Origin of the sequence: Pseudonocardia sp. (assembly GCF_029263155.1) — a bacterium.
GTDB lineage: Bacteria > Actinomycetota > Actinomycetes > Mycobacteriales > Pseudonocardiaceae > Pseudonocardia.
Window position 1 is genome coordinate 1 of the sequence record NZ_JAJCYB010000077.1, and the last position, 13,236, is coordinate 13,236.

The 13,236-nt window shown below is 73.6% G+C and carries 12 protein-coding genes; 10 read left to right on the plus strand and 2 right to left on the minus strand.

What is annotated here, in order from left to right:
• Positions 1-136: 136 nt before the first annotated feature.
• Positions 137-274: a hypothetical protein gene (locus tag Q1K26_RS16595; protein WP_300013287.1), complete on the minus strand. Its 138-nt coding sequence runs from the start codon at positions 272-274 to the stop codon at positions 137-139.
• Positions 275-309: 35 nt separating this feature from the next.
• Between Q1K26_RS16595 and Q1K26_RS16600 the strand changes: the two genes are divergently transcribed.
• From Q1K26_RS16600 to Q1K26_RS16645, 10 genes are all read left to right on the plus strand, one after another.
• Positions 310-1,545, plus strand: coding sequence for a histidine kinase (locus Q1K26_RS16600; RefSeq protein WP_300013290.1), 1,236 nt, complete (start codon positions 310-312; stop codon positions 1,543-1,545).
• A gap of 37 nt (positions 1,546-1,582) precedes the next feature.
• The gene (locus Q1K26_RS16605; protein WP_300013293.1) at positions 1,583-2,452 is read left to right on the plus strand and encodes a S49 family peptidase; all 870 of its coding nucleotides are present in this window, start codon (positions 1,583-1,585) and stop codon (positions 2,450-2,452) included.
• A 157-nt stretch (positions 2,453-2,609) separates the two neighbouring features.
• The gene (locus Q1K26_RS16610; protein ID WP_300013296.1) at positions 2,610-3,482 is read left to right on the plus strand and encodes a LytTR family DNA-binding domain-containing protein; all 873 of its coding nucleotides are present in this window, start codon (positions 2,610-2,612) and stop codon (positions 3,480-3,482) included.
• 26 nt (positions 3,483-3,508) lie between these two features.
• Entirely contained in the window at positions 3,509-4,948 is a 1,440-nt protein-coding gene (locus Q1K26_RS16615; protein WP_300013299.1) for a hypothetical protein, read from the plus strand.
• A 1-nt stretch (position 4,949) separates the two neighbouring features.
• Positions 4,950-6,704, plus strand: a complete 1,755-nt coding sequence (locus Q1K26_RS16620; RefSeq protein WP_300013301.1) for a cation acetate symporter — start codon at positions 4,950-4,952, stop codon at positions 6,702-6,704.
• A gap of 49 nt (positions 6,705-6,753) precedes the next feature.
• Entirely contained in the window at positions 6,754-8,505 is a 1,752-nt protein-coding gene (locus Q1K26_RS16625; RefSeq protein WP_300013303.1) for a cation acetate symporter, read from the plus strand.
• A 113-nt stretch (positions 8,506-8,618) separates the two neighbouring features.
• Positions 8,619-8,954: a DUF485 domain-containing protein gene (locus tag Q1K26_RS16630; RefSeq protein WP_300013305.1), complete on the plus strand. Its 336-nt coding sequence runs from the start codon at positions 8,619-8,621 to the stop codon at positions 8,952-8,954.
• A gap of 77 nt (positions 8,955-9,031) precedes the next feature.
• A complete protein-coding gene (locus Q1K26_RS16635) occupies positions 9,032-10,597 on the plus strand; it encodes a cation acetate symporter (protein WP_300013308.1) in 1,566 nt (521 codons plus the stop codon).
• A gap of 26 nt (positions 10,598-10,623) precedes the next feature.
• Positions 10,624-10,947 (plus strand): rhodanese-like domain-containing protein, encoded by a 324-nt coding sequence (locus tag Q1K26_RS16640; RefSeq protein WP_300013311.1) that lies wholly within the window; start codon positions 10,624-10,626, stop codon positions 10,945-10,947.
• Positions 10,948-10,949: 2 nt separating this feature from the next.
• Positions 10,950-12,062 carry a DUF4328 domain-containing protein gene (locus Q1K26_RS16645; protein ID WP_300013314.1) on the plus strand — a complete coding sequence of 371 codons (1,113 nt, stop codon included), beginning with the start codon at positions 10,950-10,952 and terminating at the stop codon, positions 12,060-12,062.
• Here the strand turns inward: Q1K26_RS16645 and Q1K26_RS16650 are convergent.
• Positions 11,986-13,173, minus strand: coding sequence for a cytochrome P450 (locus tag Q1K26_RS16650; protein ID WP_300013317.1), 1,188 nt, complete (start codon positions 13,171-13,173; stop codon positions 11,986-11,988). The two genes, Q1K26_RS16645 and Q1K26_RS16650, sit on opposite strands and share 77 nt — an antisense overlap.
• Positions 13,174-13,236: the final 63 nt, after the last annotated feature.

Here is a 13,236-nt window from a genome sequence, read left to right on the forward strand (position 1 = left end):
ACCGCGTATCTTCCGCATCTGATGGGTGCCCTTCCGCCCGGGACTTTGATCTCTTCGCACAGACCATTTTCCCAGCTCAGCAGGGCACCCATCCTCATTTCGGGGCCCGTGTCGCGCACCTACCTGCGGATTCGGGTCAGAGCATCTCGGTCTTGATGATCATGCTGCATTCGGTGCACCGGTGGTGATAGCCGATCACGTTCCCCTTGCCGTCCTCGATCACTTCCGCGCGGGCGGTCGAGGGATGGCGGCATGCGTTGGGTGCTGTCGGCATGATGTCACTTCTCCGCAGCTAGTCTGACGATGTCGATGAGCGTATCCGAGGCGGCCGGTGAGGGGAGTGCGGTGGACGTCGTGCAGTCGCCGGTGACGCTGGGGCTCGCCGGACTGCTCGTGCTGGCGACCGGTGCCGCGGTCTTCTTCTACCTGCGCAGCCGTCGCAACGCCTTCGACAACCCGCTGCAGAAGGCCACCTTCGGCACCCTGCACGCGGTCGCGCTCGCCGCCCCGGCGCTGCGGGTCGGGCTCTCCACCCAGTCGGCCTCGTTCGCGCTGCCCTACCTGCGCACCCTGCTGGAGACCTGCGCGCTGGCGATGACCGACGCCCGCGGCGAGCGGCTGGGCTGGGACGGCGACTCCGACCAGCACCAGCCCGACGTCCGCACGCTGGCCGAGCTCGTCATCTCCACCGGGCGCCAGCAGGTGCTCTCGCACTCGTCGCTGTCGTGCGACCACCCCGGCTGCGAGGTGCGCGGCATCGTCGTGGTGCCGCTGGAGACCGACGGCAACATCGTCGGCACCCTCGCGGCGCTGACGACCTCCACCGCCAGCCCGGTGCTGCTGCGCGCCACCGCCGAGGTGGCGCGCTACGTCTCCAGCCAGCTGGAGCTGGCCGAGCTCGACGAGTCCCGGGCACGGCTCAACCGCGCCGAGGTCCGGGCCCTGCGCGCGCAGATCTCACCGCACTTCATCTACAACGCGCTCACGACCATCGCCTCGTTCATCCGCACCGACCCGGTGCGCGCCCGCGAGCTGCTGCTGGCCTTCGCCGACTTCACCCGCTACTCCTTCCGCTCGGCCGGTGAGTACACGACGCTGAAGGAGGAGCTCACCAACATCGAGCGCTACATCGAGCTGGAGAAGGCCCGGTTCTCCGACCGGCTCAACATCAAGCTCCAGATCGCGCCCGAGGTGCTCGGGGTGGTGCTGCCGTTCCTCGCACTCCAGCCGCTGGTGGAGAACGCGGTGCGGCACGGTCTGGCCGGCAAGCCCAGCGGCGGCACGATCACGCTGACGGCGGAGAACGCCGGCTCCGAGTGCGTCATCATCGTCGAGGACAACGGCGTGGGCATGGACCCCGCGCGGCTCTCCGAGGATCTCGACGACGCCCACCTCTCCGGCGCCCACGTCGGCCTGGGCAACGTCGACGACCGCATGCGTTCGGCGTTCGGTGACGACTTCGGCCTGGTGGTGGAGACGAACATCGGCGAGGGCATGAAGATCACGCTGCGGGTGCCGAAGTTCCGGGCGAACGTCCGCGTCTGAACGACCCCGGTCCGGTGCACGCGTAGCGTGAGACCACATGGACGGCCTGCGCATCCCGGACCTGCTCGCCTCCCGGCTCCCCGGCCGGACCGACCGACCGGTCGTGTCGGTCGTGCGCCTGCAGGGGGTGATCACGCCGACGGCCGGGCCGGTGCCCCGCGCGGTGATCAACGCGATCACGATGGAGAAGACGCTGGAGCGGGCGTTCGCGCCGGACGGGCTCGTCGCGGTGGCGCTGGCGATCAACTCGCCGGGCGGCTCGCCGACGCAGTCGGCGCTGGTGGCCGACCGGATCCGCGGGCTCGCCGAGGACAAGGGCGTGCCGGTGCTCGCGTTCTGCGAGGACGTCGCCGCCTCCGGCGGGTACTGGCTGGCCTGCGCCGCCGACGAGATCCACGCTCACGCGACCTCGCTGGTCGGGTCGATCGGGGTCGTCAGCCAGGGCTTCGGTCTCGACGGGTTCATCGAGCGGTTCGGCGTCCAGCGGCGCCTCTACACCGCGGGAACGTCGAAGGCGCGCCTGGACCCGTTCCTGCCCGAGAAGCCCGAGGACGTCGAGTGGCTGCGCGACCTGCAGGACCAGCTGCACGAGATGTTCCGGGCGTGGGTCACCGCCCGGCGCGGTGACCGGCTGGCCACCGGTCCCGACCTGTTCACCGGCGAGGTCTGGACCGGGGAGCGCGCCGTCGAGCTGGGACTCGTCGACGGCCTCGGCACCGCACGTGGCGTGCTCGCCGAGCGTTTCCCCGACGCCGAGCTCGTGACCGTCGAGGGTCGCAAGCCGCTGCTGGCCCGCCTGGGGCTGGCGGGGGCACCGGCGGCCGGCTCCCCGTTCGGGACGGACGGACTGCTGGGGATGGCGCAGGCGGCCGAGATCCGGGCCACCTGGGCGCGGTACGGTTTGTAGCGGCGTGTGATCGGACGGACCCGATTGGTGTCTGCCACTGGCACTCACACGGATTCGCCGTCACCATGGTCCGCGGACCTCGTGATCGTCGCGAGATCCGTGGCTCAGCGGGTTCGGTTGGCGGGCAGTGTCAGGGCCGGCGCAGGATGAGGAGATCGTGGACAGCATCGACAGCTCCGGTGGACTGGTCGTGCTCGCCGTGGACGACGAGCAGCCGGCACTCGAGGAACTCGCGTATCTGCTCGGTGAGGATCCGCGGGTCGGGATCGTGCTCAAGGCGGCCGACGCAACCGACGCGCTGCGCATCCTCAACAGCCGGCAGGGCGTGCGCGAGGCGGCCCCGGCCGGGCAGGCCGCCCGCGGCACCGTGAACGCGGCCACCGGCACGCGGGTGGCCGAGCGCACCGACGTCGAGGTGGTGTTCCTCGACATCCGGATGCCGGGCCTCGACGGCCTCGAGCTCGCGCGGGTCTTCTCGTCGATGGCCGTGCCGCCCTCGGTCGTGTTCGTCACCGCCCACGACGACCGCGCGGTCGACGCCTACGAGGTCGGTGCGGTGGACTACCTGCTCAAGCCGCTGCGCTCGGAGCGTCTGGCCGCCTCGATCGACCGCATCCTGGCCAGCCGCACCGCGGCCACGGCCGAGCCGGCCCGCGAGGAGAACGGCGAGGACGAGGTCATCCCCGTCGAGCTCGCCGGCACCACGAAGCTGGTGCCGCGATCCGCCGTGCGCTACGTCGAGGCGCAGGGCGACTACGCCCGCCTGCACACCGCCGAGGGCAGCCACCTCGTCCGGATCCCGCTGTCGGTGCTCGAGGACCGCTGGCGCGACGCCGGTTTCGTGCGCATCCACCGGTCGTTCCTGGTCTCGCTGCCGCTGGTCACCGAGCTGCGCCTGTCCGGCTCCGGGTACGTCGTGCGCGTGGGGACCGGGCCCGACTGCGCCGAGCTGCCGGTGAGCCGTCGCCACACCCGCGAGCTGAAGGACCGCCTGGTCCGGGCCACCAAGCAGGCGTGGAGCCAGCGATGACCGCCGGCCCGGGCGCGGGTTAAGTCGTGAGTACAGACACCGACGGCGCGCCGTCGTCGGTGGAGGCCGGGACCGGGGAGGACGCCGAGCCCGCGCCCGAGCAGCGCCCCGGCCCGGAGCCGACGAGTGCCGGGTCGAGCTGGCTGCAGGAGGAGATGCGCCGCCGGATGGCCGAGCGCAGCGCGGGCGGCGGGGCCCGGCACGCCCGGCGCGACGGTTCCACCGAGCCACCCCGCGGCGTCGAGCACGTCCCCCGCCACTCGGTCGCTCCCGAGGCCGCCCCGCGACCCGGCCCGTACGCACCACCGGTGCCCGACGCGGCGCCGCCGCCCGAACGGCCCGCCCCCCCGCCCGTGCCGTTCGGCGGACCCTCGCTGCCCCCCGGCGGGGTGCCGGCCCGCCGCCGTCACTCCCCGGATCCGGCGGGCGGTGGATGGTCGGGTCCCGAACCGGCCGCCCCACCCGCCCCCGCCGACCCGCCGGAGGCCGCGCCCCGGCGGGTGCCCACGGCGTTCCGTCCCGGTGCCCGGGGTGTCGCGAGCGCCGCGCCCGCCACGTTCGGCGGGCCGGGCTTCGACGCTCCGGCGACCCGCCCCGAGGCGGACCCCGCGCCGCCGGTCCACGACGCGCGGCCCGCCGTCCCGGGCGAGGCGGACCCGTCCACCCGCGATCTCACCCGCGACCCCGGCGGACCGCCCGGCGACGCCGCGCCCACCACCGCCACCGACGGGCCGCCCGCGTCGTGGGCACCCGGACGGACCCGCTCCGCGGCTGACCCGGACGGTGCGACGGACATCCGCCCGCCGGCCCGGCCCGGCCGCCTGCTGGCCGCACCGGCCCCGCCCGCCGCACCGTCCGACGTCGAGGAGCCGGGCAGCCGCCCGGCGCCGGGCGGACCCGACGCGGCCGACCGGCTCGACCGGCTCGACCGGCTCGACCGGCTCGACCTGACCGGCCCGGTGCAGCCCGCGCAGGATCCGACGCGGGACCCCGCCGACGACGACACCGTGCTCTGGTCGGCGAGCACCCCCGCCCTCGTCGACGGGTCGACGACGACGGCCACCCCCGCGGTCCCGGTCGAGGTGCCGAACCAGCGTGCGGCCGAGGTGGCACCGAACCGCGTGAAGATCGTGTTCTCGGAGCGACGGGGCGGGGCCCACCCGGTGCGCACGGTCGTGGACATCCAGGAGGAGGGAGCGGTAGGCGACCTGCTGCGCAGCGACCTCATCGGGTCGCAGCTGCGGGTGGCGCTGCGGTTCGCGCTGCTCGCGGGCCTGACGCTCGGCCTGCTCCCCGTGGTGTTCGCGGTGTTCCCCGCGATCGGCCGGGTCGAGCTGCTCGGGTTCCGCCTGCCGTGGCTGTTGCTGGGCTTCGCCGTCTACCCCGTGCTGTGGGGTCTGGGCTGGTGGCACACCCGCATGGCCGAGCGGGTGGAGCAGAACTTCGCCGACCACGTCCAGGAATGACGTGACGATCTCCGCGCAGGTCGCGCTCATCTCCATCGCGCTGGTGGGCATCGTGTCGGCCGTCATCGGCTCGCTGGGCGTGCGCGTGGCGCGGAGCACGTCGGACTTCCTGGTGGCCTCGCGCACCGTCGGCCCGGTCGCCAACGCCAGCGCGATCTCCGGCGAGTACCTGTCGGCCGCGTCGTTCCTCGGCATCGCCGGGCTCATCCTGCGCGAAGGTGCCGACGCGCTGTGGTATCCGGTGGCGTTCGTCGCGGGCTATCTCGCGCTGGTGCTGTTCGTGGCCGCGCCGCTGCGGCGCTCGGGCGCCTACACGGTGCCCGACTTCGCCGAGGTGCGCCTGCAGTCCCCGCTGCTGCGCCGGGTCTGCACGGTGTTCGTGCTGCTGATCGGCTGGCTGTACCTGCTCCCGCAGCTGCAGGGCGCCGGGCTGGCGCTGACCATCCTCACCGCGCTGCCGGCGTGGACCGGTGTGGCGGCGGCGGGAGCGGTCGTGCTGCTCACCGTCGTGGGCGGGGGCATGCGGTCGATCACGTTCGTGCAGGCGTTCCAGTACTGGCTCAAGCTGACCGCGCTCGCGGTGCCCGCGGTGGTCGTGGCGGGCATCTTCCTGGGCGGCGCCCACACCTTCGACCGGCCCTCGGCCCCGGACTTCCCGGCCGACACCACGGTCACCATCCGCACCGACGTGCTGCTGGAGGTCGTCGAGCCGGTACAGCTGACCGCCACCGGCGACGTCGACGGGACGCGGGTCGACGGTCCGCTGACGTGGGACCCCGGCCGGCACCAGGTACTCGCCGGCAGCAGCCTGGAGTTCACCGAGGGCACACCGGTCCCGACGGTCGCCGGCACCCCACCGACGGACGCGGCGTGGCTGGAACCGATGTCCGGCGACGCCGAGAACCAGCTGCTGGAGATCTACTCGATCCTCATCGCCGGGTTCCTGGGCACGATGGGCCTGCCGCACGTGCTGGTCCGCTTCTACACCAACCCCGACGGCCGGGCGGCGCGGCGCACCACGGTCGTCGTGCTCGCGATGATCGGTGGCTTCTACGTCCTGGTCACGCTGATCGGCGCGCTGTCGCGGCTGTACACCCCGCAGCTGCTGGTCAGCGGGCAGACCGACGCGGCCGTGCTGCTGGTGCCGGTCGCCGCGCTCGGGCCGGGCTGGGTCGGCTGGCTGCTCGGCGGGCTCGTCGCCGCGGGGGCGGCGGCGGCGTTCCTGTCGACGTCCTCGGGCCTCGTCGTCAGCCTGGCCGGGGTGCTGTTCACCGACGTGCTGCGCGGCAGGCTGCACGACTTCCGGTTCGCCGCCGTGGTGTCGACGGTCCCCCCGCTGGCGTTGGCGCTGCTGGTGCCGCGGCTGGACTTCGCGCTCACCGTGCCGCTCGTGTTCGCCGTGGCGGCCTCGACGTTCTGCCCGCTGCTGGTGCTGGGCATCTGGTGGCGCGGGCTGACCGCACGCGGGGCGATCGCGGGCGTGCTGGTGGGCGGCGTGCTGTCCGGGGGGAGCACGGTCGTCAGCATGTTCGTGGACCTGCCGCCCAGCTGGGTCGAGGTGCTGCTCAACCGCCCGGCGGCCGTCACGGTGCCTGCGGCGTTCCTCACGATGGTGCTGGTCAGCCGCTGGACGCGCGCCGAGGTGCCCGCCGACGTCGACCACGCCCTGCTGCGGCTGCACGCCCCGGAGCGACTCGGGCTCACCCACGACCGCCTCGACAGCGATCCCGAGCCGGCCCGGGACCGGTCGCTGTGACGGGGTGGGGTAGTGACCGTGGACCGCACCGCTTGCCATAGTGGCGCCCATGACCACGGCCGGGGTTTCCGCGCTGGTCGCGATGGCGCTGGTCGCCCTCGCGTCCGCGGTGATCGGCTCGCTCGGCGTCCGGGTGGCGCGGAGCACCTCGGACTTCCTCGTGGCCTCCCGCACGGTCGGCCCGGCGGCGAACGCGGGCGCGATCTCGGGGGAGTACCTGTCGGCGGCGTCGTTCCTCGGCGTGGCCGGGCTGATCCTGCGCGACGGTGTCGACGCGCTCTGGTACCCCGTCGGGTTCACCGCCGGGTACCTCGCGCTGGTGCTGTTCGTGGCCGCGCCGCTGCGCCGGTCCGGTGCGTACACGGTGCCCGACTTCGCCGAGGCGCGGCTGGGCTCGCCCGCGCTGCGCCGGGTGTGCACGGCGTTCGTGCTGCTCATCGGCTGGCTCTACGTCCTGCCCCAGTTCCAGGGCGCGGGCCTGACCGTCGCCACGGTCACCGGGCTGCCGGCGTGGACGGGGATGCTCACGGCGGGTGTCGTCGTCGTCGGCACGGTGGCACTGGGCGGGATGCGGTCTATCACGTTCGTGCAGGCGTTCCAGTACTGGCTCAAGCTCACCGCGATCGCCCTGCCCGCGGTCATCGTGGTCATCTTCTTCCTCGGGGACGCCCGGGACTTCAGCCGCCCGTCGTCGCCGCAGTTCCTCGACCGCACGACCGTCGACATCCGCACCGACGTGCAACTCGAGGTGCGGGTGCCCGCGGAGCTGGTCGCCACCGGCACCGTCGACGGGATCGAGGTGTCGGGCGCCGCCCTGCGCTGGGAGCCGGGCCTGCACGCGGTGGAGGCGGGTGCGGAGCTGGAGTTCCCGGCGGGTGACCCGGTGCCGGTCGTGGCCGGCACGCCCGCGGACACCGAGGTGTGGCTCACCCCGTACCCGGACGGCCCCGAGCAGGGCCTGCTCGCCACCTATTCGCTGATCATCGCCACGTTCCTCGGCACGATGGGCCTGCCGCACGTGCTGGTCCGCTTCTACACCAACCCCGACGGCCGTACGGCCCGCCGCAGCGCCGTGGTCGTGCTGGCGCTGCTGGGTGCGTTCTATGTGACGGTGACGGTGCTCGGCGCGCTGTCGCGGCTCTACACCCCGCAGCTGCTGGTCAGCGGCGACACCGACGCCGCGGTGCTGCTCCTGCCCTCGGCCGCGCTGGGCAGCGGATGGCTCGGCGTCACGCTCGGGGCGCTGGTGGCCGCCGGCGCGTGGGCGGCGTTCCTGTCCACGTCGTCCGGCCTGATCGTCAGCGTGGCCGGCGTGCTGTCCACGGACGTGTTCCGGAGGCGGCGGGTGCGCGACTTCCGGCTCTCCGCCGTGCTGGCCGGGATCGTGCCGCTCGGGCTCGCGCTGGGCGTCACCCGGCTCGACTTCTCCGAGGCCGTCGCGCTGGTGTTCGCGGTGGCGGCCTCCACCTTCTGCCCGCTGCTGCTGCTCGGGATCTGGTGGCGGGACCTGACCGACCGCGGCGCGGTGGCCGGGATGCTCGCGGGCGGGCTGCTGTCGACCGGCGCGGTGGCGGTGAGCCTGGCCGGCCTCGGCGACGACGGCGTGCTCGGCGTGCTGCTCCACCGGCCCGCGATCATCAGCGTTCCGGTGGCGTTCCTGACGATGGTCGGGGTGAGCCTGCTGACGCGCGAGCGGCGCCCGGCCGACGTCGACCAGGTGCTGCTGCGGCTGCACGCCCCGGAGCGGCTGGGCCTGAGTCGCGACCGGCTGGATGAACGGAGCCGGTCGGGCGGTCGCTGAACGTCATCGATCCCACCCGATGGGGTCATGCGCCGTTGCGGATGCTGCTGCCCTATCGTTCGCTCCGTAGTGGCCCGGGTGGGTACGCGTGGTGACGATCTGGGAGGCGTGCCGTGAGCAGCACCGGTGAACGGTCGACGAGAACCGTCTACGAAGAGGTCCAGGACACCGCGGAGTTCGCCGCACTGCGGTCGCGGCTGCGGCGCTTCGTGTTCCCGATGAGCGCGGCGTTCCTGATCTGGTACCTCGCGTACGTGCTGCTGGCGTCCTACGCGCGCGACTTCATGGCCACCCCGGTGTTCGGCAACATCAACGTCGGCCTGATCATCGGGCTGCTGCAGTTCGTCACCACGTTCGCGATCACCACGATGTACGTGCGGTACGCGAACCGACACCTGGACCCGGCCGCCGCCCGGTTGCGGGAGCGGGTCGAGGGAGCGGTCCGCTGACCTCACCGGCCCGGGCGGAGCTCGACCCCACCCAGGTCGGCAACGTCGGGCTGAACATCGGCATCTTCCTGGCCTTCGTGCTGGTCACGCTGTACGTCGTCTACCGCGCCAGCCGCACCAACCGGTCCGCGTCGGACTACTACGCCGCCGGTCGTTCGTTCACCGGCCCCCAGAACGGCGTGGCCATCGCGGGTGACTACCTGTCCGCGGCGTCGTTCCTCGGCATCGCCGGGGCCATCGCGCTCAACGGCTACGACGGTTTCCTGTACTCCGTCGGCTTCCTGGTGGCCTGGCTGGTCGCCCTGCTGCTGGTGGCGGAACTGCTGCGCAACACCGGCAAGTTCACGATGGGCGACGTCCTGGCGTTCCGGATGCGCCAGCGCCCGGTGCGCGCGGCCGCGGCCACGTCCACGCTGGCGGTGTCGTTCTTCTACCTGCTCGCGCAGATGGCAGGCGCAGGCGGCCTGATCGCGCTGCTGCTGCAGATCCCGAACTCCGACCGGTTCGGGCAGAGCGTCGTGATCGCCGTCGTCGGCCTCATCATGGTCGTCTACGTGCTGGTCGGCGGCATGAAGGGCACCACGTACGTCCAGATGATCAAGGCGGCGCTGCTGATCGTCAGCGCTGCGGCGATGACCGCGTGGGTGCTCGGGATCGTCGGGTTCAACCTCTCCGAGCTGCTCGGCCGGGCGGTCGAGAACAGCCCGGAGCGCGGAGCCGACCTGCTCAGCCCGGGCCTGCAGTACACCAACCCGGTCGACTTCATCTCCCTCGGACTCGCGCTGGTGCTCGGCACCGCGGGTCTGCCGCACATCCTGATGCGCTTCTACACCGTGCCCACCTCCACCGAGGCACGCCGCTCGGTGGTCTGGGCGATCTGGCTGATCGGGCTGTTCTACCTGTTCACGCTGGTCCTGGGGTACGGGGCCGCGGCACTGGTGTGTCCGGAGAACATCGCCGCGGCGCCGGGTGGGGCCAACTCCGCGGCGCCGTTGCTGGCCTACCGGCTCGGCGGTGAGATCCTCCTGGGCATCATCTCGGCGGTCGCGTTCGCGACGATCCTCGCCGTGGTGGCCGGGCTGACGATCACCGCGTCCGCGTCGTTCGCCCACGACTTCTACGCCAACGTGGTCAAGCGCGGGGCGGTGTCGCCCGATGCGGAGGTGCGCGTCGCCCGGTTCACCGCGCTGGTCGTCGGATGCGTCGCGATCGCGGGCGGGATCCTGGTCAACGGCATCAACATCGCGTTCCTGGTGGCACTGGCCTTCGCCGTCGCGGCGTCGGCGAACCTGCCGACGATCCTGTACTCCCTGTTCTGGAAGCGGTTCAACACCACCGGCGCGCTGTTCAGCATCTACGGCGGCCTCACCAGCTGCGTGCTGCTCATCGTCTTCTCGCCGGTCGTGTCCGGGCCGCAGAGCGTGATGTTCCCGGACGGCGGCTGGGACCTCTTCCCGCTGGAGAACCCCGGCATCGTGTCGATCCCGCTGTCGTTCCTGCTCGGCGTCATCGGCACGTTCGTGGGCGGGTCGAAGAACTTCGACCACGAGAAGTACGCCGAGATGGAGGTCAGGTCCCTGACCGGTGCGGGCGCGGAGAAGGCGGTCGCGCACCGGCGGGCCCCCGGGCTCACCGGCCCCTGACCGGATCCCATGGCAGGATCGCCCGCATGACGGTCCCATCCCTGCCCGCCGCCGAGGTGCCCGCCGATGCGGCACTGCTCGACGTCCGCGAGGCCGACGAGTGGAACGCCGGACACGCACCCGGTGCGCGGCACCTGCCCATGTCCGAGCTCACCGTGCGCATCGGCGAGGTGCCTGCCGACGACCCGCTCTACGTCGTGTGCCGCTCCGGCGGTCGCTCGGCGCGGGTCGTGCAGTACCTCGTCGCCCAGGGCCGCCCCGCGGTGAACGTCGGCGGCGGTATGCAGCAGTGGGCCGCCGGTGGCCGCCCGCTCGTCGCCGAGGGCGGCGGGGCGCCGGAGATCATCTAGCCGTGGCGCCCGGACCGCTGACCTGCCCGCGGTGCGGGCGCGCCTCGACACCCGACGCCGGTCCGTTCTGCCCCTTCTGCGGCCGCCACCTGGCCGCGCTGCAGTGGGTGGCCGAGCCACCGCGCCCGGGTCCGCCCGCGGCCGTGCCGGCTCCGCGCGCGCCCTACGCCGGACCGCCGCGGTACCGGGAGCGGCCGCGCGGAGGTTTCGCGCCCCGTCCGTGGCCGGCCCCGGACCGGGCGCGTCCACCGGACGCGCCCCACGCCGCCCGCTCGACCGCCGGCACCGTCGTACCGCTGCTCTGGGCGGTCGCGGCGGTCGCGACCGTCGCCGCCGCGGCAGAGGTCTGGCGCTACGTGCTGCTGCTGGCGAGCCGGTCCGACGCGCTGGAGGCCGGGGTGGTGGCCGCCTCGGACGCACTGGTGCTGTCGGCGGGCACGATCGCGCCGATCCTGGCGCTGCTCGCGGGTGGGCTGGTCGTCCTGTGGACGGTGCGGGCCGCCGAGGCGGCGGCCACCGGCGCCGGCGTCGTGGCGTCCCGGCGGCCCCGGGAGATCGTCCTGGGCTGGCTCGTGCCGGGGGTCAACCTCACCGTCCCCGGTTCGGTGCTCGCCGAGATCGAGCACGGCGCGCTCGGCCTGCCCGCCGGTGCGCGGCCGCGACCGTCGCGGCTGGTGCTGGGCTGGTGGGCGCTGTGGGCGGCCGGGGTGGTGCTCGCCGCGGTGGTGCTGCTGTGGGGGCTCCGGACGGGCGTGCAGGCCCGCGCGGACGGGGTGCTGCTGCATGCGGTGCTCGACCTGCTCGCCGCCGTCACCGCCGGCGTCACCGCGGTGCTGATCGGGCGCCTCACCCGGCTGCTGGGCCCCGCCGTCGCCGCCCGCCGCGAACTGCTGGTCCGGACACCCCCCCCACCCCCACCCCCACCCCTGACCCACCCCACCGCGCCCCCCCGCGGCTTGCAGTGGGGTGGCTTCACTCCAGCCCGGCTGCAGCAAGGCCACCCCACTGCAACCGGGGTGTGGGCGCGGCGCGGGCGCGTCAGGCCGTCACCCGGAGCTCGCGCAGCCCGCGCATCACGAAGTCGGGGCGGCGGAGCGGTTCGGCGGTCAGGGTGAGCCCGGGCATGCGGGTGCGCAGGGCGTCGAGGGCGGCGGCGACCTCCAGGCGGGCGAGCGGGGCGCCGAGGCAGTAGTGCACGCCGAGGCCGAACCCCAGGTGCGGGTTGTGGGTGCGGCCGACGTCGAGCTCGTCGGGGCGGTCGAACACCTGCGGGTCCCGGGCGGCGGCCCCCAGCAGCGCGGCGATCCGGGTGCCTGCGGGGACCGGGTGCCCGGCCACCTCGGTGTCGACGACGGCCGTGCGCTCGAACAGCTGCAGCGGCGGGTCGTAGCGGATCAGCTCCTCGACCGCGAGGGCGAGCGGCCCGGTTCCCGCGGGTAGGCCGCGCAGCCGCTCCCACTGCTCGGGGTGCCGCAGCAGGGCGAGCACCCCGTTGCCGATCACGTTGACGGTGGCCTCGTGGCCCGCCATCAGCAGCAGCGCCGCGGTGCCCACCAGCTCGTCGGCGTCGACGCCCGCCCGCACCAGGTCGCTGACCAGGTCGTCGCCGGGGTGGCGCCTGCGGTGGTCGGCGAGCCCGCGCAGCGTGTCGACGAACTCCGTGGCCGCCCGCTCGGCGGCCGCGCGCCGGGCGTCGCCGGAAGGACCGGACACCGTCGGCTCGTACATCGTCACGATCGCGTTCGACCACCCCCGCAACGCCGACCGCGCCGGTTCCGGTACCCCGAGCAGCTCGGCGATCACCTCGACGGGCAGGGCGGCGGCCACCGTGGCGATGACGTCGCCGCCGCGGCCCGTCCCGTCGGCCAGCTCGTCGACCAGCCGTACCGCGAGGTCGTGCACCCACGGGGCGAGCCGCGCGGTGTGGCCCCGGTTGAACGCCCCCGCGACGGTCGCGCGCAGCCGGTGGTGGGGCTCGCCCTCACGCTCCAGCAGGGAGTTGCGGTGCAGCAGGTTGAACGCGGACAACTCGGTGGCGGGCTCGGCGTCGGCCCAGATCCGCCCCAGCCCGCGGCTGCGCAGCACCGCCGCGCAGGCGGCGTGGGTGACGGCGACGGGCGTGCCGAGCAGGGGGTGGTCGTGCACCGGTGCCCAGGTCCGCAGCACCGCGAACGCCGGGTACGGGTCGTCGAGGAAGCCGGGATCGGCGGGGTCGAAAGGGGCCACTGCGCATCTCCTGACGTGACGGATCGGTGACTTTCCGCAGCGGCGGTCGTTGGATGACACGGG

Bases quoted from the DNA above. Each gene is read 5' to 3' on its own strand.
- Q1K26_RS16600 (WP_300013290.1), top strand. From the start codon at position 310: ATGAGCGTATCCGAGGCGGCCGGTGAGGGGAGTGCGGTGGACGTCGTG.
- Q1K26_RS16625 (WP_300013303.1), top strand. From the start codon at position 6,754: ATGACCACGGCCGGGGTTTCCGCGCTGGTCGCGATGGCGCTGGTCGCC.
- Q1K26_RS16595 (WP_300013287.1), bottom strand. From the start codon at position 274: ATGCCGACAGCACCCAACGCATGCCGCCATCCCTCGACCGCCCGCGCG.
- Q1K26_RS16640 (WP_300013311.1), top strand. From the start codon at position 10,624: ATGACGGTCCCATCCCTGCCCGCCGCCGAGGTGCCCGCCGATGCGGCA.
- Q1K26_RS16605 (WP_300013293.1), top strand. From the start codon at position 1,583: ATGGACGGCCTGCGCATCCCGGACCTGCTCGCCTCCCGGCTCCCCGGC.